At 72.2% G+C, this 21,622-nt stretch carries 18 protein-coding genes, 1 tRNA gene and 1 pseudogene; 12 read left to right on the top strand and 8 right to left on the bottom strand.

The features are described 5' to 3' along the window. Positions 1–147 precede the first annotated feature (147 nt). Complete coding sequence (locus ACFV88_RS07760) at positions 148–738, bottom strand: TetR/AcrR family transcriptional regulator (protein ID WP_385487155.1); 591 nt, start codon at positions 736–738, stop codon at positions 148–150. A gap of 98 nt (positions 739–836) precedes the next feature. Between ACFV88_RS07760 and ACFV88_RS07755 the strand changes: the two genes are divergently transcribed. From ACFV88_RS07755 to ACFV88_RS07735, 5 genes are all read left to right on the top strand, one after another. Next, positions 837–2,459: a carboxyl transferase domain-containing protein gene (locus ACFV88_RS07755; RefSeq protein ID WP_385487153.1), complete on the top strand. Its 1,623-nt coding sequence runs from the start codon at positions 837–839 to the stop codon at positions 2,457–2,459. A 7-nt stretch (positions 2,460–2,466) separates the two neighbouring features. Then, positions 2,467–4,509, top strand: a complete 2,043-nt coding sequence (locus ACFV88_RS07750; RefSeq protein ID WP_385487151.1) for an acetyl/propionyl/methylcrotonyl-CoA carboxylase subunit alpha — start codon at positions 2,467–2,469, stop codon at positions 4,507–4,509. 17 nt (positions 4,510–4,526) lie between these two features. After that, on the top strand, positions 4,527–5,549 hold the full coding sequence (locus ACFV88_RS07745) for a hydroxymethylglutaryl-CoA lyase (protein WP_385487430.1): 1,023 nt from the start codon (positions 4,527–4,529) through the stop codon (positions 5,547–5,549). Then, complete coding sequence (locus tag ACFV88_RS07740) at positions 5,546–6,712, top strand: acyl-CoA dehydrogenase family protein (protein WP_385487149.1); 1,167 nt, start codon at positions 5,546–5,548, stop codon at positions 6,710–6,712. The genes ACFV88_RS07745 and ACFV88_RS07740 overlap by 4 nt, the downstream gene beginning before the upstream one ends. A gap of 95 nt (positions 6,713–6,807) precedes the next feature. Continuing rightward, on the top strand, positions 6,808–7,671 hold the full coding sequence (locus ACFV88_RS07735; protein WP_385487147.1) for a siderophore-interacting protein: 864 nt from the start codon (positions 6,808–6,810) through the stop codon (positions 7,669–7,671). A gap of 22 nt (positions 7,672–7,693) precedes the next feature. On the opposite strand, the gene ACFV88_RS07730 is transcribed toward ACFV88_RS07735, so the two are convergent. After that, positions 7,694–9,322, bottom strand: coding sequence for a beta-N-acetylhexosaminidase (locus ACFV88_RS07730; protein ID WP_385487145.1), 1,629 nt, complete (start codon positions 9,320–9,322; stop codon positions 7,694–7,696). A gap of 147 nt (positions 9,323–9,469) precedes the next feature. Here ACFV88_RS07730 and ACFV88_RS07725 point away from each other — a divergent pair, with 147 nt between their 5' ends. The 3 genes from ACFV88_RS07725 to glmS all read left to right on the top strand — a co-directional run bounded on the left by ACFV88_RS07725 (position 9,470) and on the right by glmS (position 12,642). Beyond that, the gene (locus ACFV88_RS07725) at positions 9,470–10,378 is read left to right on the top strand and encodes a DUF4429 domain-containing protein (protein WP_385487143.1); all 909 of its coding nucleotides are present in this window, start codon (positions 9,470–9,472) and stop codon (positions 10,376–10,378) included. Between the two features lie 140 nt (positions 10,379–10,518). Then, positions 10,519–10,776, top strand: coding sequence for a hypothetical protein (locus ACFV88_RS07720; RefSeq protein ID WP_385487141.1), 258 nt, complete (start codon positions 10,519–10,521; stop codon positions 10,774–10,776). A 48-nt stretch (positions 10,777–10,824) separates the two neighbouring features. Further along, a complete protein-coding gene (glmS, locus tag ACFV88_RS07715; RefSeq protein WP_385487139.1) occupies positions 10,825–12,642 on the top strand; it encodes a glutamine--fructose-6-phosphate transaminase (isomerizing) in 1,818 nt (605 codons plus the stop codon). Between the two features lie 92 nt (positions 12,643–12,734). Here the strand turns inward: glmS and ACFV88_RS07710 are convergent, their stop codons facing one another. Both ACFV88_RS07710 and ACFV88_RS07705 read right to left on the bottom strand, forming a co-directional pair. Next, on the bottom strand, positions 12,735–13,304 hold the full coding sequence (locus tag ACFV88_RS07710) for a GPR1/FUN34/YaaH family transporter (RefSeq protein WP_385487137.1): 570 nt from the start codon (positions 13,302–13,304) through the stop codon (positions 12,735–12,737). Positions 13,305–13,586: 282 nt separating this feature from the next. After that, on the bottom strand, positions 13,587–14,111 hold the full coding sequence (locus tag ACFV88_RS07705; protein ID WP_385487135.1) for a universal stress protein: 525 nt from the start codon (positions 14,109–14,111) through the stop codon (positions 13,587–13,589). A gap of 1,304 nt (positions 14,112–15,415) precedes the next feature. Here ACFV88_RS07705 and ACFV88_RS07700 point away from each other — a divergent pair. From ACFV88_RS07700 to ACFV88_RS07690, 3 genes are all read left to right on the top strand, one after another. Next, positions 15,416–16,639 (top strand): helix-turn-helix domain-containing protein, encoded by a 1,224-nt coding sequence (locus ACFV88_RS07700; protein WP_385487133.1) that lies wholly within the window; start codon positions 15,416–15,418, stop codon positions 16,637–16,639. 10 nt (positions 16,640–16,649) lie between these two features. Further along, positions 16,650–17,261: an oligoribonuclease gene (gene orn / locus ACFV88_RS07695; RefSeq protein ID WP_385487131.1), complete on the top strand. Its 612-nt coding sequence runs from the start codon at positions 16,650–16,652 to the stop codon at positions 17,259–17,261. Positions 17,262–17,344: 83 nt separating this feature from the next. Continuing rightward, positions 17,345–17,417: transfer RNA gene (locus tag ACFV88_RS07690), tRNA-His, on the top strand. 95 nt (positions 17,418–17,512) lie between these two features. On the opposite strand, the pseudogene ACFV88_RS07685 reads toward ACFV88_RS07690, so the two are convergent. Together ACFV88_RS07685 and ACFV88_RS07680 are read right to left on the bottom strand one after the other, a co-directional pair. Then, a pseudogene (locus ACFV88_RS07685) lies at positions 17,513–17,903 on the bottom strand (helix-turn-helix domain-containing protein). A gap of 10 nt (positions 17,904–17,913) precedes the next feature. After that, the gene (locus ACFV88_RS07680) at positions 17,914–18,666 is read right to left on the bottom strand and encodes a DUF6879 family protein (RefSeq protein WP_385487129.1); all 753 of its coding nucleotides are present in this window, start codon (positions 18,664–18,666) and stop codon (positions 17,914–17,916) included. Between the two features lie 169 nt (positions 18,667–18,835). On the opposite strand from ACFV88_RS07680, the gene ACFV88_RS07675 reads away from it, so the two are divergent. Continuing rightward, entirely contained in the window at positions 18,836–19,021 is a 186-nt protein-coding gene (locus tag ACFV88_RS07675) for a hypothetical protein (protein ID WP_385487127.1), read from the top strand. Positions 19,022–19,154: 133 nt separating this feature from the next. Here ACFV88_RS07675 and ACFV88_RS07670 read toward each other — a convergent pair whose 3' ends face one another. After that, positions 19,155–19,934 carry an NUDIX domain-containing protein gene (locus tag ACFV88_RS07670; protein ID WP_385487125.1) on the bottom strand — a complete coding sequence of 260 codons (780 nt, stop codon included), beginning with the start codon at positions 19,932–19,934 and terminating at the stop codon, positions 19,155–19,157. A gap of 122 nt (positions 19,935–20,056) precedes the next feature. Further along, positions 20,057–21,109: a LacI family DNA-binding transcriptional regulator gene (locus tag ACFV88_RS07665; RefSeq protein ID WP_385487121.1), complete on the bottom strand. Its 1,053-nt coding sequence runs from the start codon at positions 21,107–21,109 to the stop codon at positions 20,057–20,059. Positions 21,110–21,622: the final 513 nt, after the last annotated feature.

Raw genomic sequence — 21,622 nt, 5'->3', positions numbered from 1 at the left:
GGCGGAGCGACGCAGTCGCTCTGAGTACGGGTACTCAGGCGGTCCCGAAAGCCCGCGCCCCCGGGGCCGGTCGGCGCCACTCTCCGGGACCGGGGCGGCCGTCACAGCCCGGCGTCGGTGGGCGTCACAGCCCGGGACCGGTGGACGTCAGCCCGCGGCGGCGTCGAAGGCGCCGCGCGCCAGGCGGTGCAGCAGCGCGGCGGCGGCTGCCCGGGAGGGCGGGGCGTCGGGGCGGCTGAGGTGCGGGGTGGAGTTGAGCAGCCCGAACACGGCGTGCACGGCGGTCCGCGCCTCGACCTCGGTCAGGGGTGCGTACCGGGCCCGTACCGTCTCGACCCACAGCTCCACGTACTGCCGTTGGAGCTGGCGCACCAGCTTGCGGTCGCTGTCGCGCAGTCGCTCCAGCTCGCGGTCGTGCAGGACGATCAGCGGCCGGTCGTCGAGGGCGAAGTCGATGTGCCCCTCGATGAGGGAGTCCAGCAGGGCGGCCGGGTCGTCCGGGCACTCCTCGACGCGTCGTCGGCCTCCGGTGAGGAGCTGTCCGCTGATGCCGACGAGGAGTTCCGCGAGCATCGCGTCCTTGCCCGGGAAGTGCCGGTAGAGCCCGGGGCCGCTGATCCCGACGGCGGCCCCTATCTCGTCGACGCCCACTCCGTGGAACCCGCGCTCGGCGAAGAGGCGGGCCGCCTCCTTGAGGATCTGCTGGCGGCGGGTGGTGGCGTCGGTTCTGGTGACCATGAGGTCAATTCTAGACAGGGACGTTAGCGGTCGTTAACCTGAAGCCATGGACGTTAACGCTCATTAACTCGACGGTACGGGCAAGGGGGCTCGACACGATGCAAGAGGCACCGGTGCTGGCGACCGCGGCCGATCCCGCGGCGGAGGCGTTCCGGACCAACGAGGCGGCGCACCTGGCCCTCGGCGAGGAGCTGCGCGGCCGGCTGGCGCGGGCCCGCCTCGGCGGCGGGGAGCGGGCCCGCGCCCGGCACACCGCGCGCGGCAAGCTGCTGCCCCGGGACCGGGTGGACACCCTGCTGGACCCGGGCTCCCCGTTCCTGGAGCTGGCCCCGCTGGCGGCCGAGGAGCTGTACGGCGGGGACGCCCCGGCGGCCGGGGTGATCGCCGGGATCGGCCGGGTCTCGGGCCGCGAGTGCGTGGTGGTCGCCAACGACGCCACGGTCAAGGGCGGCACCTACTACCCGTTGACGGTGAAGAAGCACCTGCGCGCCCAGGAGGTCGCGTTGGAGAACCGGCTCCCCTGTCTGTACCTGGTGGACTCGGGGGGCGCGTTCCTGCCGATGCAGGACGAGGTGTTCCCGGACCGGGACCACTTCGGGCGGATCTTCTACCACCAGGCCCGGATGTCCGGGGCCGGCATCCCGCAGATCGCGGCGGTCCTCGGCTCCTGCACCGCAGGTGGCGCCTACGTGCCGGCGATGAGCGACGAGGCGGTGATCGTGCGCGGCCAGGGCACCATCTTCCTGGGCGGCCCGCCGCTGGTGAAGGCGGCGACGGGCGAGGTCGTGACGGCCGAGGAGCTGGGCGGCGGCGAGGTGCACTCCCGGGTCTCGGGGGTCACCGACCACCTCGCCGAGGACGACGCGCACGCCCTGCGGATCGTCCGCACCATCGTCTCGACGCTCCCCTCCCGCGGTGCACCGCCCTGGACGGTGGCCCCCGTCGAGGAGCCCAAGGTCGACCCGTACGGCCTGTACGGAGTGGTGCCGGTCGATTCCCGCACCCCCTACGACGTGCGTGAGGTCATCGCGCGGGTGGTGGACGGCTCGCGGTTCGCGGAGTTCAAGGCCGAGTTCGGGCAGACCCTCGTCACCGGTTTCGCCCGGGTGCACGGCCACCCGGTCGGGATCGTCGCCAACAACGGCATCCTGTTCTCCGAGTCCGCGCAGAAGGGCGCCCACTTCATCGAGCTGTGCGACCAGCGCGGCATCCCGCTGCTGTTCCTCCAGAACGTCTCCGGCTTCATGGTGGGCCGCGCCTACGAGGCCGGCGGCATCGCCAAGCACGGGGCGAAGATGGTGACGGCGGTGGCCTGCGCCCGGGTGCCCAAGCTGACGGTCGTCATCGGCGGTTCGTACGGGGCGGGCAACTACTCGATGTGCGGGCGGGCCTACTCCCCGCGCTTCCTCTGGATGTGGCCCGGCGCCAAGATCTCCGTGATGGGCGGCGAGCAGGCCGCGTCCGTGCTCGCCACCGTCAAGCGCGACCAGTTGGCGGCCCGCGGCGAGCCGTGGTCGGCCGCGGACGAGGAGGCGTTCAAGGACCCGGTCCGCGCCCAGTACGAGAGCCAGGGCAGCGCCTACTACGCGACGGCGCGCCTCTGGGACGACGGGATCATCGACCCGCTGGAGACCCGCCAGGTCCTGGGTCTGGCCCTGACCGCCTGTGCCAACGCCCCGCTGCCGGCCCGCGGCGACGGCTTCGGCGTCTTCCGGATGTGAGGGCGACATGACCGAAACGATCCAGCCGCACGCCGTTGCCGAGCAGGGCGGGACGCTGTTCGACACGGTGCTCGTCGCCAACCGGGGCGAGATCGCCGTCCGGGTGATCCGCACCCTGCGCACCCTCGGCATCCGCTCGGTCGCCGTGTTCAGCGACGCCGACGCGGACGCCCGGCACGTGCACGAGGCCGACACCGCCGTACGGATCGGCCCCGCCCCGGCCGCCGAGAGTTATCTGTCGGCCGAGCAGATCGTCGAGGCGGCCCGCCGCACCGGCGCGCGGGCCGTGCACCCGGGGTACGGGTTCCTCGCGGAGAACGCCTCCTTCGCCCGGGCCTGCGCGGACGCCGGGTTGGTGTTCATCGGCCCGTCCGCCGGGGCGATCGCGCTGATGGGCGACAAGATCCGGGCCAAGGACACCGTGCGGGCGGCGGGCGTCCCGGTGGTGCCCGGCTCCACGGGCAGCGCACTGAGCGACGCGGAGCTGATCGCAGCCGCCCGCACGATCGGCACGCCGGTGCTGCTGAAGCCGTCGGCGGGCGGCGGCGGCAAGGGCATGCGGCTGGTCCGGGACGAGGACGCGCTGCCCGAGGAGATCGCCGCCGCCCGCCGGGAGGCGCTGGCCTCCTTCGGCGACGACACGCTGCTGGTGGAGCGCTGGATCGACCGGCCCCGCCACATCGAGATCCAGGTGCTCGCCGACGCCCACGGCAACGTCGTCCACCTCGGGGAACGCGAGTGTTCGCTCCAGCGCCGGCACCAGAAGCTCATCGAGGAGGCGCCGAGCGTGCTGCTCGACCCGGCGCTGCGGGCCGCGATGGGCGAGGCCGCGGTCCGGGCGGCCCGCTCCTGCGGCTATCTGGGCGCGGGCACCGTCGAGTTCATCGTGCCGGGCGCCGACCCCGCGCGGTTCTCGTTCATGGAGATGAACACCCGCCTCCAGGTCGAACACCCGGTGACCGAACTGGTCGCCACGGTCGGCGGGCGGCGCGGCCTCGACCTGGTGGAGTGGCAGCTACGGGTCGCCGCCGGGGAGCCGCTGCCGTTCGCCCAGCAGGACGTCACCCTCACCGGGCACGCGGTGGAGGCCCGGATCTGCGCCGAGACGGTGTCCGTGAAGGAGGGCGCGCGGGGCTTCCTGCCCTCCGGCGGCACGGTCCTCGCGCTGCGCGAACCGCAGGGCGACGGGGTGCGCACCGACTCCGGGCTGAGCTGCGGCACCGAGGTCGGCAGCCGCTACGACCCGATGCTGTCGAAGGTCATCGCGTACGGCCCCGACCGGGCGACGGCCCTGCGTCGGCTCCGGGCGGCGCTGGCCGGGACGGTCACTCTGGGCGTGCCCACCAATGCCGGGTTCCTGCGCCGGCTGCTGGCCCACCCGGCGGTGGTCGCGGGCGCGTTGGACACCGGCCTGGTGGAACGCGAGACGGACGCGCTGGTGCCCCGCGAGGTGCCCGTGGAGGTGTACGAGGCGGCTGCCGCGGTCCGGCTCGCCCAGCTGGTGCCGCCGCCCCGCGCGGACGGCTGGCGCGACCCGTTCGACGCGCCGACCGGCTGGCGGCTCGGCGGCGAACCGGTCACCCCGGCCTTCCCGTTGCGGGTGCCGGGACACGAGCCCGTCACGCACCGTCCGCGCGGCACGGCGAGCGTCACCGCCGACCGGGTCAGCGTCACCCTCGACGGGGTCCGGCACACCTTCGACCGGGCCGAGGACTGGCTCGGCCGGGACGGCGACGCCTGGCAGGTGGGCGACCACGACCCGGTCGCCGCCGCCCTGACCGGCGGGGCGCACCCGGGCGCCGACTCGCTGACCGCCCCGATGCCCGGCACGGTCACCGTGGTGAAGGTCGCCGTCGGCGACGAGGTGACGGCCGGGCAGAGCCTGCTGGTGGTCGAGGCGATGAAGATGGAGCACGTGGTGTCGGCCCCGCACGCCGGGACGGTCACCGAACTGGACGTGCGCCCCGGCGTCACCGTCGCGATGGACCAGGTGCTGGCGGTGGTCGAGCCGGCCGAAGCCCCCGCGGTCGAAGGGGAGGCGCGCCCGTGACCGCCGCCGGCCTGCCGATGGAGGTCCCGGCGCAGGACCTGCCCGCCCGGGTCCGCATCCACGAGGTGGGCCCGCGCGACGGCCTCCAGAACGAGAAGGCGACCGTGCCCACCGCGGTGAAGGCGGAGTTCGTCCACCGCCTCGCCGACGCGGGCCTCACCACCATCGAGGCCACCAGCTTCGTCCACCCGACGTGGGTGCCGCAGCTCGCCGACGCGGCGGAGCTGTATCCGTTGGTGCGCGACCTGCACGACCGGCGGGGCGTGGCCCTGCCCGTGTTGGTGCCCAACGAACGGGGGCTGGACCGGGCGCTGGCGCTCGGCGCCCGCCGGCTCGCCGTCTTCGCCAGCGTCACCGAGTCCTTCGCCCGGGCCAATCTGAACCGCACGGTCGACGAGTCGCTGGCGATGTTCGCCCCGGTCGTCGCCCGGGCCAAGAGCGGTGCGCACGGCACGGTCCACGTCCGCGGCTATCTGTCGATGTGCTTCGGCGACCCGTGGGAGGGCCCGGTGCCCGTCGCCCGGGTGGTGCGGGTGTGCCGGGCGCTGCTGGAGATGGGCTGCGACGAGCTCAGCCTCGGCGACACCATCGGCGTCGCCACCCCCGGCCACGTACTGGCGCTGCTCGCCGAGTTGAACGAGGAGGGGGTGCCCACCGACCGGATCGGGGTGCACTTCCACGACACCTACGGACAGGCGCTCGCGAACACCCTCGCCGCCCTCCAGCACGGGGTCACCACCGTCGACGCCTCGGCGGGCGGACTCGGCGGCTGCCCGTTCGCGAAGTCCGCCACCGGCAACCTCGCCACCGAGGACCTGGTGTGGATGCTGACCGGCCTCGGCATCGAGACCGGCGTCGACCTCGGCCGTCTCACCGCCACGAGCAGGTGGATGGCCGACCGGCTGGGCCGCCCCAGCCCGTCCCGAACCGTCCGCGCCCTGACCGGGAGCCCCGCGGACCCGACCCCCGAGGACCCCACGGGCCGCACTGACCCTGAGAGGCCCACGGGCCCTACGGACCCCAAGGAGCAGCAGTCATGACGCTCGACCACCGGCTCGCCCCGGAACACGAGGAACTGCGGCGCACCGTCGAGGAGTTCGCGCACGACGTGGTCGCGCCGAAGATCGGCGACTACTACGAGCGGCACGAGTTCCCGTACGAGATCGTGCGGGAGATGGGGCGCATGGGCCTGTTCGGGCTGCCGTTCCCCGAGGAGTACGGCGGGATGGGCGGCGACTACCTGGCGCTGGGGATCGTGCTGGAGGAGTTGGCCCGGGTCGACTCCTCGGTGGCGATCACCCTGGAGGCGGGGGTGTCGCTGGGGGCGATGCCGCTGTTCCTGTTCGGGACCGAGGAGCAGAAGCGGACCTGGCTGCCCCGGCTGTGCTCGGGCGAGGTGCTGGGCGCCTTCGGGCTGACCGAGCCGGACGGCGGCTCCGACGCGGGCGCCACCCGCACCACGGCCCGGCGCGACGGGTCCACGGGCGAGTGGGTGATCAACGGCACCAAGTGCTTCATCACCAACTCCGGTACGGACATCACCGGGTTGGTCACCGTCACCGCGGTCACCGGACGCAAGGCGGACGGGCGCCCGCTGATCTCCTCGATCGTGGTGCCGTCCGGCACCCCGGGCTTCACCGTCGCCGCCCCCTACTCCAAGGTCGGCTGGAACGCCTCCGACACCCGGGAGCTGTCCTTCCAGGACGTACGGGTGCCGGCCGCGAACCTGCTGGGCGAGGAGGGCCGCGGGTACGCGCAGTTCCTCCGGGTCCTGGACGAGGGCCGCATCGCGATCGCCGCGCTGGCCACCGGGCTCGCCCAGGGGTGCGTGGACGAGTCGGTGAAGTACGCGAAGGAGCGGCACGCGTTCGGCCGGAACATCGGCTCGTACCAGGCGATCCAGTTCAAGATCGCCGACATGGAGGTGAAGGCGCACACCGCCCGGTTGGCCTGGCGGGACGCGGCGAGCCGGCTGGTCACCGGGGAGCCGTTCAAGAAGGAGGCCGCGTTGGCGAAGCTGTACGCGTCGACGGTGGCCGTCGACAACGCGCGGGAGGCCACCCAGGTCCACGGCGGGTACGGGTTCATGAACGAGTACCCGGTGGCACGGATGTGGCGGGACTCCAAGATCCTGGAGATCGGCGAGGGCACCAGTGAGGTGCAGCGCATGCTGATCGCCCGTGAACTGGGGCTGGCGGGCTGAGCGGACGGGCTCCGGATCGTGCCCGGACGCCCTTCCGGGCGGCGGGTTAGGGTGGGCTAACCCGCCCCCGCGCAGCACCGATCGGAGTTGAGCACGTGCCCACCGCCGTGGCCGTAGCGTTCCGCTTCTTCCGCATGGAGGTCACCCGGGTGACCCCGCTCGGCCCGTCCCTGGTCCGGGTCACGTTCGGTGGCCCCGAGCTGACGGACATCGCGTCGGGCGGCCGGGACCAGAGCGTCTCGCTGTTCCTGCCGCAACCGGGCGAACGGGACCCGCTGGTCCCGGTGGAGGCCGGCGAGGACTGGTGGCACGCCTGGCGCGCGCTGCCCGAGACCGAGCGGGCGGTGATGCGCACGTACACGGTGCGGGCCCAGCGCCGCGCCCCGGACGGCGGCACGGAGATAGACATCGACCTCGCCCTGCACGGCGCCGGCGAGGACGCACAGGGGTCCTCCGCCGCTGGACCCGCCGCCCGGTGGGCCGCGCGGGCGGTGCCGGGCGACCGGGTGCTGCTCTACGGGCCCGCGGTCGAGGACAACCGGGCCGTGAAGTTCCGCCCGCCGCACGGCACCGACCTGGTCGTCCTGTGGGCGGACGAGACGGCGCTGCCCGCCGCGGGGGCGATCCTGGAGTCCCTGCCGCCGGGGGTGCGGGCCCGCGCCTGGCTGGAGGTGCGCCACCCGGACGACCGGCAGGCGCTCGCCACCGATGCGGAGATCACCTGGCTGGTGGCGGCCGAGGGCGCCCCCGACGGACTGACGGCGATCCGCTCGGCCGTCTGGCCCGGGGCCCGCGCCCCGTACGCGTGGATCGCCGGGGAGGCCGGCGCCGTGAAGGAACTGCGCCGGCACCTCGTCGGGGAGCGGGGCCTGGACCGCCGGTCGGTGACCTTCACCGGGTACTGGCGGCGCGGACTGTCCGAGGACCGGATGCGGGCGGAGGGCGCCGGAGCGGAGTGACCCGCCCCGACGCCCCCGGGTGTCACTTCGTCGACGCGGGCCAGGACACCTGCGGCGAGCGGTGGTAACGGATGCCCAGCACGTCCCAGCGGGGCGCCTGCGCGGCGAGCCGCTGCCGGTAGGCGTCCCAGTCGTGGGTGGACCGCGGTGACCAGCCCAGCTCCGCCAGCCCGGGCAGCCGCGGGAAGGCCATGACCTCCAGCTCGGTCGAGTTCGACAGGGTCTCCGTCCACAGCGGCGCCTCGATGCCGAGCACCGAGTCCGCGGGCAGTCCGTCGAGGTACGCGTCCGGGTCCCAGTCGTAGGACCGTCGCACGTCCACCTTGCCCGCCCACTCCAGACCGAGGTAGGGGATGTCGGTGACCTCCGGGTACTGCATGTCCAGGTACGCCCGGTCGGCCGGCGAGAGCACCACCTCGGCGCCGTCCCGCGCGGCGCGCACCACCTCCTCGCGTTCGGCGTCGCCGGTCTCGTCGTAGCCCCAGTACTGGATGACCGCCCCGTCCACGGGGCGCGCGCCGGCGAGTTGGTGCCAGCCCATGACCCGCTTGCCGTAGCGGTTGACGACGTCCTGCGCCCGGTCCATGAAGGTCGCGTACTCGTCGGCGGGCGTCGCGTCGGCCTCGTCGCCGCCGATGTGGATGACCTCACCGGGCGTCAACTCGGCCAGCTCGCGGATCACGTCGTCCACGAAGTCGTACGTGATCTCCTCCGGCACGCACAGGGAGCTGAAGCCGACCTTGGTGCCCGTGTACGGTTCGCGGGCCTCCCCGTCGCAGTTCAGCTTGGGGTACGCGGTGAGCGCGGCGTTGGTGTGGCCGGGCATGTCGATCTCCGGTATCACCTCCAGGTACCGGGAGGCCGCGTACCGGACCAGTTCGCGGTACTGGTCCTTGGTGTAGTAGCCGCCCTTGCCGCCGCCGACCTCGGTGGCGCCGCCCTTGACGGCCAGGTCCGGCCAGGAGTCCACGGCGAGCCGCCAGCCCTGGTCGTCGGAGAGGTGCAGGTGCAGCGTGTTCACCTTGTACAGCGCGAGTTGGTCGATGTACCGCTTCACCTCGTCGACGGTGAAGAAGTGCCGGGCCACGTCGAGCATGGCGCCCCGGTAGGCGTAGCGCGGGGTGTCCCGGACGGTGCCGCCCGGCACGGTCCAGGGGCCGGACTGCGCGGTGCGCGCCTCCACGGCGGGCGGCAGCAGTTGGCGCAGCGTCTGGACGCCGTGGAACAGTCCGGCGGGCCGGCGCGCGGTGATCGTCACCGCCCGCTCCCCGCTCTCCAGCCGGTAGCCCTCCGTACCGAGGTCCGCCTCGTCGGCGAGCAGCAGGCGGATGCCGTCGGCGCCGGCGTCCGCGGTGACGGGCAGGGCGTAGCCGGTGGAGGGGCGCAGCACGTCGGCGAGGTAGTCGGCGACCTCGCGGGCCTTGCGGGAGCCGCCCGGCACCCTGATGGGGGTGGCGGAGGTGATCCGGTAGGGGACCTCGTGCGGGGTGACCGAGGCGGGTGCCGGGATGACCCGGCCGAGCGCGGGGACGACGGGTGCGGACGCGGCGCCGCCCCCGTCGCCGGAGTCGGCGAAGCAGGAGACGCCCGTGGCGGCGATGAGGAGCAACGAGCCGACGAGCAGTGACGAGCGTGTGTGACGGGGGTTCACCAGCGGTCCCTTCGGGATGGTCCGGGTCGAGCGTCGTGGACGGGCAGGGTGTGGTGAGGGTGCGGTGTCGACCGGACCCGCCCGCACGCGTGGCCCGGCCGACGGGAACCACCATCCCTCCTCGGGGGCGGATGGGAGAATCCCCGTATGGCGGAAATCATCCAGCGCGACGGAACATGGACCTTCGACGGGGGCACGCTGCGGCTCGTACCGGGCCGGGACAAGGGCGTGAGCCTGTTGCGCCGGACCCTGGGTGAACTGACCGTCCCGCTGGCGGCGGTGGCGGGCGTCTCGTTCGAACCGGGCCGCAAGTCGGGGCGGTTGAGACTACGGCTGCGGGAGGGCGCCGACCCGCTGTTGCAGGCCGCGGGCGGTCACCTCACGGACGGGGGAGACCCGTACCAGCTGGGTGTGGACACGGACCGCGGCGGGGTGGCCGAGTACTTCGTGGACGAGGTCCGCAACGCGCTGCTGTTGGACGAGGTGCCGTCCGGGCCGACGGACGCGTACCTGTTGGCGGGCCCGGCGGTCCCCCTGTCGGTGCAGGCGGGCGACGGCACCGCGAGTTTCGACGGGGAGCACGTGCGGCTGGAGTGGAACTGGAAGACGGAGGAGGCGAAGGCCGCGGCGGGGACCCGGTCGATGCCCGTCGACACCATCCAGGCGGTGGAGTGGCAGCCGTCCGCCGGGCTGGAGAACGGTTTCATCCGGTTCATGCTGAAGAACGTCCCGGCGACCAAGGCCCCGCCGAAGTACGACCCGCACGCGGTGGTCCTGTGGGGTTTCCGCAAGGACCCGCTGATGGCGTTGATCGCCGCGGCGGTGCAGGCCCGGCTGCCGCACCCGGGGGACTTTGCGGCCCGGGTGAACGCGCCCCGGGACGCCGCGGCCCCGGCGCTCGCGAAGGCCGAGCCGCCGCCCGCGCAGGGGCCGACCGAGGACGATCACGACGCCCTGCTGCGGCGGCTGCGGGAGCTGGGCGAACTGCGGCAGGCGGGGGTGCTGACGGAGGAGGAGTTCACCTCGGCCAAGCAGGCGGTGCTCCGCCGGATGTGACCCGGCGCAGCCGGTGGTGATCCGGCGCACCCCCGCGCGTACGGGGCGATCGGGTGGTCCTGAGTGGCAATCGGGCTCTCCCCTGCCCGAAAGCGGGCAGGATTCTTGCGAAACTCCCCCGGGTCGCCCAGGATCATCGGGTGCACGACGACCTGGTTGATCATCTGACGCGCAGTACGCCGCTGAGCCGCGGCGAGGCCCTGCGGGTGATCCAGGACGTCCTCGCGTACTTCGACGAGACGACGGAGGCGTACGTCCGTCGCCGCCACCGCGAACTCCAGGGTCAGGGCCTGGTGAACGCGGAGATCTTCGAACGGATCGAGGCGGACCTGAACTACCGCGCGGTCGCGCCGCCGACCCTCTCACTGAGGCAGCTGCGCCGCATCGTCTACGGCTAGCGGTGGCCCCGGCCACCGGAGCGACAGGAATATAGGGGAAAGCGTTCTATGTGCGGAATCGTCGGATACATCGGCAGGCGTGATGTGGCCCCGCTGCTCCTGGAAGGGTTGCAGCGACTGGAGTACCGGGGCTACGACTCGGCCGGTGTCGTGATCACCGGCCCGAAGGCCAACGGCCTCAAGATGATCAAGGCCAAGGGGCGGGTCCGGGACCTGGAGGCCCGCGTCCCCAAGCGCTTCAACGGCACCACCGGCATCGCCCACACCCGCTGGGCCACCCACGGCGCCCCCTCCGACGAGAACGCCCACCCGCACCTGGACGCCTCCGGCAAGGTCGCCATCGTCCACAACGGCATCATCGACAACGCCTCCGACCTGCGCGCCAAGCTCACCGCCGAGGGCGTGGAGTTCCTCTCCGAGACGGACACCGAGGTCCTCACCCACCTCATCGCCCGCAGCGACGCCCCCACCCTGGAGGAGAAGGTCCGCACGGCCCTGCGCCTGATCGAGGGCACCTACGGCGTCGCCGTGCTGCACGCCGACTTCGCCGACCGGATCGTGGTCGCCCGCAACGGCTCCCCGGTCGTCCTCGGGATCGGCGAGAAGGAGATGTTCGTCGCCTCCGACGTGGCCGCACTCGTCACCCACACCCGTCAGATCGTCACCCTCGACGACGGCGAGATGGCGACCCTGAAGGCCGACGACTTCCGCACCTACACCACCGAGGGCACCCGCACCACGGCCTCCCCGACCACCGTGGAGTGGGAGGCCGAGTCGTACGACATGGGCGGCCACGACACGTACATGCACAAGGAGATCCACGAGCAGGTCGACGCCGTGGACCGGGTGCTGCGCGGCCGGATCGACGACCGGTTCTCCACCGTGCACCTCGGCGGGCTGAACCTCGACGCCCGCGAGGCCCGTGCGGTGCGCCGGGTGAAGATCCTGGGCTGCGGCACCTCGTACCACGCGGGCATGATCGGCGCCCAGATGATCGAGGAGCTGGCCCGCATCCCCGCCGACGCCGAGCCCGCCTCGGAGTTCCGCTACCGCAACCCGGTGGTGGACCCGGACACCCTCTACATCGCGGTCTCCCAGTCCGGTGAGACGTACGACGTGCTGGCCGCCGTCCAGGAGCTGAAGCGCAAGGGCGCCCGGGTGCTCGGCGTGGTCAACGTCGTCGGTTCGGCCATCGCCCGGGAGGCCGACGGCGGGGTGTACGTGCACGCGGGCCCCGAGGTGTGCGTCGTCTCCACCAAGTGCTTCACCAACACCACCGTCGCGTTCGCGCTGCTCGCCCTGCACCTGGGCCGCACCCGGGACCTGTCGGTGGCGGACGGCAAGCGGATGATCGAGGGACTGCGCCGGCTGCCCGGCCAGATCTCGGAGATCCTCAAGCAGGAGGACGACATCAAGCGGCTGGCGAAGGACTTCGCCGAGGCCCGCTCGATGATGTTCATCGGCCGGGTGCGCGGCTACCCGGTGGCCCGCGAGGCGTCCCTGAAGCTCAAGGAGGTCTCCTACATCCACGCCGAGGCGTATCCCGCCTCCGAGCTGAAGCACGGTCCGCTGGCGCTGATCGAGCCGGCGCTCCCGACGGTCGCGATCGTCCCCGACGACGACCTGCTGGAGAAGAACCGCGCGGCCCTGGAGGAGATCAAGGCCCGCAGCGGTCGCATCCTCGCGGTGGCCCACCAGGAGCAGGAGAAGGCCGACCGGACGATCGTGGTGCCCAAGAACGAGGACGAGCTGGACCCGATCCTTCTGGGCATCCCCCTGCAACTGCTCGCCTACCACACGGCGTTGGCCCTCGGCCGGGACATCGACAAGCCGCGCAACCTCGCCAAGTCCGTGACGGTGGAGTAGCCGTACGCGCCAGTGACCCCCGTACGGCTGCCCTTCGGCGTACGGGGACCACTCGGGTGCCGGGGATGCCCACCGCCCCGGCTGCCGCTGCCTCAGCCGGTGGCCGTCACCCCCCGGCCGGCAGCGCGTCGCGGGAGGGCGGTCGGCCAGTGCGCGAGGGCGGCGGTGGCCGCGTACCAGGCGACGAGGCCGGCGACGGCGGCGAACCAGCCCCCGACCTCGGCGAGGGAGCCCGATTCGGCGAACTGCCCCACGGCGAGCAACAGGAGGGCGACGGCCGTCAGCCCGTAGGTGCCCCGGTCCAGGAGCGGGTCACTCGGCGCACCGGCGGTCAGACTCACCGCGACCAGCGCGAACAACAGCAGGAACAGGCCGGCCGCGTTGTGCGACACCAGCCCGCCGGCGCCGATCCCCCAGGTGAACCAGAGGGCGCCGAACGCGGCGAACGCCGTCCCGGTGAAGGTGTCGTGGTCGCGCAGGGCCAACAGGCCGGCGAGGAACAGCGTGACCCCGCCGACGTAGGTGGCGAGGGTGACGGCGTCGGCCGCCGTGACGCCGTCGATGACTCCGGTGTGCCCGACGCCGAAGGCCAACAGCGTGAGGCCGAGCGCGAGATGACCGAGGGTGGAAGTGCTGCTTCCCGCAGAGACTTGGCTGTTCACGGCGGGCTCCCTTCGCATGCAGTCGTGCTGCTTGGTGTGGGGCCGCTGGGTTGCGACCCGCGAGCGCTATGTACCCGCCACTCGGTCACGATCCACCCCTACGCGCGAGTAGATTTGTCGACCTTCAGCACCCGCGCGCGCCGGGCGCACGAAACGGGGAAGCATCCCATCTCTTGGGGGGGCCACGGGGAGTTGACGTTCCCTGCATGCGCCGAGCGCCCGGAGTGTCCCGCGGTACGGATGTCACGAACGAGGCGGAAGTGACCCCCGAAGGTCAGCGGGCTACGGGATGACGACGACCGGGCGCTGCGCACGGCGGGCCAGCCGTCCGGCGACCGAGCCGAAGATCCGCCCGACGATGCCGTGCGTGGAGCCCACGACGATGGCGTCGGCCTCGTACTCCCGGCCGACCTCCTCCAGTTCGTGACAGATGTCGCCACCGCGCTCCACCAGAATCCAGGGCACCTCTGCCAGGTAGTCCGCGCAGGCGAGTTCGAGGCCCAGGACCTCCGTGCGGTGATCGGGCACGTCCACGAAGACGGGGGGTTCGCACCCGGCCCAGACCGTGGTGGGCAGCCGGTTGGCCACGTGCACGATGATCAGACCGGAGCCCGAGCGGTGGGCCATGCCGATGGCATAGGCGAGGGCGCGTTCGCTGGAGGTGGACCCGTCGAAGCCGACGACGACTCCGTGCTTGAAGGCGGGATCGCAGGGGTGACGTGATTCTTCCGCCGCCAGCGGGTCGGCCGTCGGATCGACGACCTGGCGCTTGCGGTCCGCGGGTTCGAAGGATTCGTGACCGGCCATGGGTGTCTCGGCGAAGAAGATCCTCTGAGGAGGGGCGGCTGCTTGCTGTGTTCGCTGTCTTCTCGGGGATGCGGCTGTCAAGGAGGGTCAAGTCTGCCGGGAGGGCCGACTGGTCGATCCGGGCGGGCTGGTCGGACGGAAGGAACGGTGGTGAAGGTCCGATACCCGGAGCCGTGTCCGGGAATCATCTTCCCAACCCCCTACCCCCAAGGGTACGGCGACACTCCCCTCCTGCCCAGCGAGCCGTGCCCGCCCCGAAGAGCGCGCACTCGACACCGTGCGCGCCCCACGGCACGCCGCGGCGACGCACCCCGGAGCATGCACGAGCGGCCGGCCCGCTGGCAATGGTGACTGGCGGGTACAGCCGCTTCCGGTCCGGAGGGGGTGCGGTCTCGGACAGCAGTTGGTTCAATATCAGACGACCTCCACTTGACCGTTATGAGCGCTATACGCCGTATAGACGCCCAGGGCCACCATCTCCGACCCCCTGCGCACCCTTGCCCACCGCCACCCCGCACCCACGAGAACGCCCGCCACCCACACCCGCACCCCACCCACCACCGCACCCGACGGGCGGTCCGTACGGTGACCCCGGGGCGGGTGCGGACGTTGGTCTTTGCGAACCCTTGCCCATGGCTGTGCAAACACCCTCACCACCCCTCCCCCACCACCCGGCGGGACCACCACGACCGGCACGGCACACGGGGCGACCCCTCCGCCGCACCCACCCCCTCCCACCCCCCTCACCACCCCCACGAACCTCGCAGGAGCAACCGAACGACGAGGGCGGCCCGACCGGGCGAGGGAGCGGCGATGCACGGCACGGCCCCCCGGAACGACGCCGCCCTCCGACGGGGCTCCGCAGGGGCGTACACCGCATGAACGTGTCGACACCGGGCACACGCCGGGCAGCTGACCGATTCCGGCGTACACCTACGCAAGATTTCAGCCAACTTGGCCAGGGGTCGCTTTCTTTGGTCCAGACCCCTCCCACCCCCGCTCCCACCTGGAAAGAAAGGAGCGGCGGCCGGTTTCGCACCCTACGCGGACCGGCCATGCGCCGAATGCGCACTTCCCTGAGCGCTCCCGGAGTGCCACGCTTCGTGATCGAATGCTTTACGCCAAGTTGCCATGTCGACAATGCACCGGGGTGCGGAAGTGGTCACGCGGGCACCACGGGACACAGTAGATTCGATCATGACTGTCTTACGGCGGGGGACTCGTGCAGGACCGAGGGGAATTGTGCTGGAGCGACAGGCCCGACACGTTAGGGACGCCGCGACCACTGAGGGGGGCTTAGCCACATGAGCCACGACTCCACGACCGCGAGCGACACCGTTGTCCGGAAACTATCCGGGCGCCGCCGCAGGGAAATCGTCGCGGTACTGCTGTTCAGCGGCGGCCCCATCTTCGAGAGTTCGATCCCGCTCTCGGTGTTCGGCATCGACCGCCAGGACGCCGGCGTGCCCCGGTACCGCCTGCTGGTGAGCGCCGGCGAAGAAGGACCGCTGCGCACCACCGGCGGACTCGAACTCACCGCGCCCCACGGCCTGGAGGCGATCGCCCGCGCCGGGACGGTGGTCGTCCCCGCCTGGCGGTCGATCACCGCGCCGCCCCCCGAGGAGGCGCTCGACGCACTGCGCCGCGCCCACGAGGAGGGCGCCCGGATCGTCGGCCTGTGCACGGGCGCGTTCGTGCTCGCCGCGGCCGGCCTCCTCGACGGACGCCCGGCCACCACCCACTGGATGTACGCACCGACCCTCGCCAAACGGTACCCGTCGGTCCATGTGGACCCCCGGGAGCTGTTCGTCGACGACGGCGACGTCCTCACCAGCGCGGGCACGGCCGCGGGCATCGACCTGTGCCTGCACATCGTGCGGACCGACCACGGCAACGAGGCGGCGGGCGCCCTGGCCCGCAGGCTGGTCGTGCCGCCCCGGCGCAGCGGCGGCCAGGAGCGCTACCTCGACAGGTCTTTACCAGAAGAGATCGGCGCCGACCCCCTCGCGGAGGTCGTCGCCTGGGCCCTGGAGCACCTGCACGAGCAGTTCGACGTGGAGACCCTGGCGGCCCGCGCCTACATGAGTCGCCGGACCTTCGACCGACGGTTCCGTTCGCTCACCGGCAGCGCACCCCTCCAGTGGTTGATCACCCAGCGGGTCCTCCAGGCGCAGCGGCTCCTGGAGACCTCCGACTACTCGGTCGACGAAGTGGCGGGCCGGTGCGGCTTCCGCTCCCCCGTCGCGCTGCGCGGGCACTTCCGGCGTCAGCTGGGCTCCTCGCCGGCCGCGTACCGCGCGGCCTACCGGGCGCGCCGTCCGCAGGGCGAGAAGCTGCTCGACACCGGTGCGCTGACCGGGCCGGACTCACCCGTTCCGGCCCAGGCACGCCGGCCCGCCACGGCCGGTGCGCTGAGCCCGCACGGACACGTGTCCGCCGACCCAGGGCGGCACGCACACAGCTCGGACATGTACGCATCAGGTCTGATGGGACGCCCGAGCCTGCCCGGTCAGCGGAGCGCGCCTTAGGGTAAGACCCATGAACGATCGCATGGTGTGGATCGACTGCGAGATGACGGGACTCTCGCTGGCGAACGACGCGCTCATCGAGGTGGCCGCACTGGTCACCGATTCCGAGCTGAACGTCCTCGGCGACGGAGTGGACATCGTGATCCGCCCGCCGGACGAGGCGCTGGAGACCATGCCCGAGGTGGTGCGACAGATGCACACCGCCTCGGGTCTCCTCGCCGAGCTGGCGGGCGGCACCACGCTGCCCGACGCCCAGGAACGGGTCCTCGCGTACCTGCGCGAGCACGTGAAGGAACCGGGCAAGGCCCCGCTGTGCGGAAACTCGGTCGGCACCGACCGCGGCTTCCTCTCCCGGGACATGCCCGAGCTGGAGTCCTACCTCCACTACCGGATCGTGGACGTCTCCTCCGTCAAGGAGCTGGCCCGACGCTGGTACCCGAGGGCGTACTTCAACAGCCCCGACAAGAGCGGCAACCACCGGGCGCTCGCGGACATCCGCGAGTCGATCGCCGAGCTGCGCTACTACCGGGAGGCGATCTTCGTCCCCCAGCCCGGACCCGACTCGGAAACCGCTCGGACGATCGCCGCGCGTCACGTGGTGCCCGCTTCCCCGACCCCGTAGAAACACGTGCGCGAGCACCCTCCAGGACCCTGTACACTTTTTCTCGGCCGGTCGGTAAACCGCAAGGTGAACCGCCGCTCGTGGTGGGTGTAGCTCAGCTGGTAGAGCACCTGGTTGTGGTCCAGGATGTCGCGGGTTCAAGTCCCGTCACTCACCCTCAATGATCAAGGGTCGACCTGCACGTCAGGTCGGCCCTTGATCCGTTTCAAAGGTTCTGGGAACACCACGGGAACAGCACCGGCCGGGTCGGGTCAGCGTGTGGTCAGCGCCCGCCTCGCCCCGTGGATCACGTTCTGCGCTTCGACTCCGTACACCGCGGACTCCTCCAGCGCCTTCCAGGTGCGGAGGTAGAGGGCGATGTTCGCGGCGTCGTCGAGCCAGAGTTCCGCGTGCCAGTCCTCAGTGGCGACCAGTCGCTCGTCGAGGATCCAGAACCCGTTGCCCAGTGGCATCGGCCCAGTCGCGTAGATCATCCGGGGTGGCGGTCTGTCGACCGCCCTCCAGCTTGTAGATCTTCGAGTGCGGCCAGCCGAGCCGCTGCGCCAGCCGGGGCCCGGTGAGACGACCACCAGGGGCGGACAGGCGCAGCTCGCGTAGGCGTGCGCCGAGGGCCTCTCGCGCCTGCTGGTAGTCGGTACTCACTGACGCCGGTTCAGCCCTTCAGGCCGAGGCGGGCTGCGAACCGGTCGTAGGGGATGGACGCGCTCGTGGCCCTGTCCCGGACCTGGCAGTAGCGAAGCACCTCGGCGGGTTCTGTGATGACCTCGACGTCGTGGAAGGCGTCTTCGTCATCGAAGCGGAGGATCGCCACGAGGCGGGAGTCGAACAGCCAGAAGTCCTCGGCGGGCAGGTGTGCCCGCTCGGCGTCCTGGCGCCAAACGCACCTGGCGTCCTCGCCGGTGGCCGCATTGCATCGGGCGTAGGAGAGGAGGAACAGCTGCCCCTCGGTCGGTGGTTGGTCGATGACACGGACCCGGCCCACGTACTTTCCGGCGGACGTCTGGCTGGTGATGTTTCGGCACCAGTCGCTGTCGATGTCCATGGGCGCGGTGCCGGTCTTGACGAACTCGGCGTACCCCTCGTCGTCACGGTCGGAGGCGTAGCCACGACGGGTCTCAAGGTGCCAGGCCGAGTGCTCGAAGGTCTGGAAGAGCTGCCTGAACTCGTCGAGGTCGATCAGCTTGGGCACGCGGTCCATCTCCTTGGGGCCGTGGTTGACCAGCAGTTCGCGGGGCACCGCCACCGCGGCATCGCCGGGCCCGAAGTGTTGCAGTTGGGCCAGGTCGGCCGGGTCCGTGAGCGGACGGCCTTGGACGATGATCTCGTCACTGTTGACGTCCTCGTGTACGGCAGGGCACGCGCCGTTCTTGCTGTCGGTGCCGTTGAACCTGAGCTGTCGCGCCATGGTTCCCCTCCGTTGCTGACGGGTCGCCTTCAGCATCGTCACGCCGGGCACCTGGCACCACAGGGTGCCCCCCACTTCGTGAGACCACGAGAGAACAACCGGCCAGACTCCGAGAACATTCGAGACCACGGCATGGCAGTGCATACCGCGGCTTCCGTACGGTCCCGCCATGACCAACCCGCAGTCGACCGACATCGACCCCTTCGCGGCCGTCGTCGCCTTCGAGCCCGAGCCGGAGACGACTCCGCCTGAGCTGCTGACCGACCGGCTGGTGGAGTGGGCCGCGGAGGTGGACCACTCGATGCGGGCCGCGATCACCGCGCTCCTCCAGGAGGACACCATCCTGCGCACGTGACGGTGGGCCGTGCCGGCTGCGACCGGAGGGTCCTGGCGGCCAGCCGTTCGACGCTCGCCTCCGGCGCTCCACCTCCGCCGCGGGGTGCACGGTGTCCCGTCATCGCCGTTGGTCCGTTTCCCCACGGTCGCGTTCAGTCGCTGCGGTCCGCGTTCTCCTCCTGGTGGCGGCCGAGGACCGGCGTCAGGTAGTCGACGGGCCGGCCGCCCAGTTCCTCGGCCACCTCGGTCAGCTCGGCGAGCGAGCGGACGAAGGCGATCCGGTCCAGCTCGGGTTCGCGCCCCTCGGCCCGCTCGGCGGACGCCAGGGCCTCGAAACGGGCGCGCAGTTCCTCGGCCGACCGGGGCGGGGCAAGGTGGACCACGCCGACGCTGCCGTTGCCGCCCCGGGTGATCCCCCACAGTCGCGGCTGCGGGGGACCCAGCTCCACCCCGACCTCCTCGACCAGTTCCCGGGCCGCCTCCCGGGCCAGCGCCGCCTGGTCCAGCGACGCCCCCTGCGCCGGCGGCTCCACGCCGCCGCCGGGCAGCAGCCACCGCCCCGGGGAAGCCGTCCAGGACGCCATGCGGCCCACCAGCAGGCTTCCGTCGTCCACCGGCTGGATGACGCTCACGAACAGCGAGGGCAGCCAGTCGGTGTTGCCGGGCACGCGGCGCAGGGCGCGGTGCCGGAAGGTCAGTCGGGCCCAGGAGACGGTGAGGTCGCCGTCCTGCGGGCCGCCGTGCCGCTCCAGCCCCGCGCAGCCCGTCACGGGCCCGTCGAAGAGGTGCGGATTGGCCCGGACCGCCTCGTCCCAGATCCGGTCCCGGGCCGCCTCGTCCTCGGGGGAGGGTTTCGGTGCCTCGACCTCGGTCAGATGGATGCGGTGAACGTCCAGGAGTTCGGCGCCCGTTGCGGGGAGGGTGTCGGTCATCGGCCCATCGTAGGGTCGGCTGGACGGCCGCCACCTGCGACGCCACCCGACCGGCCCCGCCCACCGCACCCACCCGACCGGCCCCGCTGACGGGCCTCGCCGACGGGCCTTCTCCTACCGGGTCAGGACGAGGCCCGCGCCACGAGCTCCGTGGGCAGGACCACCTGACGCCCCGGGTCGCGACGGCGGGCGCGGGGGTCCTTGGCGATCTCCTCCAGCAGCACCTCCGTCATGGTGCGACCCATGTCCTCGATGGGCTGCCGGACGCTCGTCAGCGGCGGGTCCATGTGGCGGGCGATCGCGGAGTCGTCGAAGCCGACGAGGGCCACGTCGTCGGGAATCCGGCGGCCCCGGGCGCGCAGGGCCTGGCGGGCGCCGGCCGCCATCACGTCGGACGCGGCGAACACCGCGTCCACGTCGGGCCGGCGGTCCAGGAGTTCGGCCATCGCCCGCTGCCCGCCCCGCTCGGTGAAGTCGCCGGGGGCCACCAGTTCCTCCTCCACCCGGCGGCCCGCCTCCCGCAGGGCGTCACGGTAACCGTCCACCCGGCGCCGGGCCCCGTACACATCGGGACGGCCGGTGATCGTGGCGACCGTGCGGCGCCCCCGGGCGACGAGGTGGGTGACGGCGGCCCGCGCACCCGCGTAGTTGTCCGCGTCGACGGCCGGCAGGAGTTCCCGCCCCGACCGACGCCCACTGATCACCGTGGGGATGTAGAGCTGTGCGAGCAGGTCGGGCAGCGTGTCGTCGACGTGGACGGAGACCAGCAGCACCCCGTCCACCCGGTGGGCCGCCAGATACTGCGCGAGGCGCCGCCGCTCACGGTCGCTGCCGGCGAACACCATCAGCAACTGGAGCTCCGTATCCGCCAGTTCGGCACCGATGCCGCGCAGGATGTCGGAGAAGTACGGTTCGGCGAAGAACCGGGTCTCGGGCTCGGGAACGACCAGGGCGACCGCGTCCGTGCGGTTCGCGGCGAGCGCCCGGGCCGCCGTGTTGGGGACGTAGCCCAGTTCGGCGATGGCCGACTGGACGGTGGCCCGCGTGGTCTCGCTGACCCGTGGCGAGCCGTTGATCACCCGGGACACCGTGCCCCGGCCCACGCCCGCGCGGGCGGCGACCTCCTCCAGCGTGGGACGTCCGCTGCCCCGTCCGCGTGCCCCTTGAACCGTCATCACCGGCAGCCTCCCGTAGTAGCTCCGCAGCCTGACCCGGCTCGGTCCGCATCCCGGACGTCGGCGGCCCTCGGTAGTGCCGCACCGCGACCGGACGTCCGCACCACCGCACCGCCGTTCGGCGGGTGCCGCTCCGGAAGAGGCCAGGAATCTAGCAGCCTTCCGGCCGGGCCCCGTACGGCCGCGCACCGGTCGGACTGCTACCGGACGCGGGCCGAACGGGAAGTTGACCGGGTCCGGGGCCGGGTCCGGACCCGGGCTCGGCGACTGAGCCCGGTGCGCCCCGGCCGCGTGGGGGAAGCGTCGGCCGGGGCGCAGGGTGGGGGTGGTGCCGTGGGGGGCGTGGGGGTTCCTTCTCTTCTGTGGGGGAGCTTCTCGGGGGACTGCCTTGGGGGACTTCTTGTGGGGGGGGTCGGGCCGGCCGGGCGTGGAGGAAGGGGGCCCTGTCTCTTATAAACATCACCGAGCCCACGAGACCTAAGGCTATCTCGTAAGCCGTAAGGGTGGTGTAAA

The sequence above is a fragment of the Streptomyces sp. NPDC059816 genome, assembly GCF_042732055.1.
GTDB lineage: Bacteria > Actinomycetota > Actinomycetes > Streptomycetales > Streptomycetaceae > Streptomyces.
Note: the sequence above shows the minus strand (reverse complement) of the source record. Positions and strands in the feature narration are given on the sequence as shown.

Coding starts and splice junctions, on each gene's coding strand:
- ACFV88_RS07760 (WP_385487155.1), bottom strand. CDS start 738: ATGGTCACCAGAACCGACGCCACCACCCGCCGCCAGCAGATCCTCAAG.
- ACFV88_RS07725 (WP_385487143.1), top strand. CDS start 9,470: ATGGCGGAAATCATCCAGCGCGACGGAACATGGACCTTCGACGGGGGC.
- ACFV88_RS07680 (WP_385487129.1), bottom strand. CDS start 18,666: ATGGCGCGACAGCTCAGGTTCAACGGCACCGACAGCAAGAACGGCGCG.
- ACFV88_RS07755 (WP_385487153.1), top strand. CDS start 837: ATGCAAGAGGCACCGGTGCTGGCGACCGCGGCCGATCCCGCGGCGGAG.
- ACFV88_RS07675 (WP_385487127.1), top strand. CDS start 18,836: ATGACCAACCCGCAGTCGACCGACATCGACCCCTTCGCGGCCGTCGTC.
- ACFV88_RS07665 (WP_385487121.1), bottom strand. CDS start 21,109: ATGACGGTTCAAGGGGCACGCGGACGGGGCAGCGGACGTCCCACGCTG.
- orn (WP_385487131.1), top strand. CDS start 16,650: ATGAACGATCGCATGGTGTGGATCGACTGCGAGATGACGGGACTCTCG.
- ACFV88_RS07750 (WP_385487151.1), top strand. CDS start 2,467: ATGACCGAAACGATCCAGCCGCACGCCGTTGCCGAGCAGGGCGGGACG.
- ACFV88_RS07745 (WP_385487430.1), top strand. CDS start 4,527: ATGGAGGTCCCGGCGCAGGACCTGCCCGCCCGGGTCCGCATCCACGAG.
- ACFV88_RS07700 (WP_385487133.1), top strand. CDS start 15,416: ATGAGCCACGACTCCACGACCGCGAGCGACACCGTTGTCCGGAAACTA.
- glmS (WP_385487139.1), top strand. CDS start 10,825: ATGTGCGGAATCGTCGGATACATCGGCAGGCGTGATGTGGCCCCGCTG.
- ACFV88_RS07740 (WP_385487149.1), top strand. CDS start 5,546: ATGACGCTCGACCACCGGCTCGCCCCGGAACACGAGGAACTGCGGCGC.
- ACFV88_RS07670 (WP_385487125.1), bottom strand. CDS start 19,934: ATGACCGACACCCTCCCCGCAACGGGCGCCGAACTCCTGGACGTTCAC.
- ACFV88_RS07705 (WP_385487135.1), bottom strand. CDS start 14,111: ATGGCCGGTCACGAATCCTTCGAACCCGCGGACCGCAAGCGCCAGGTC.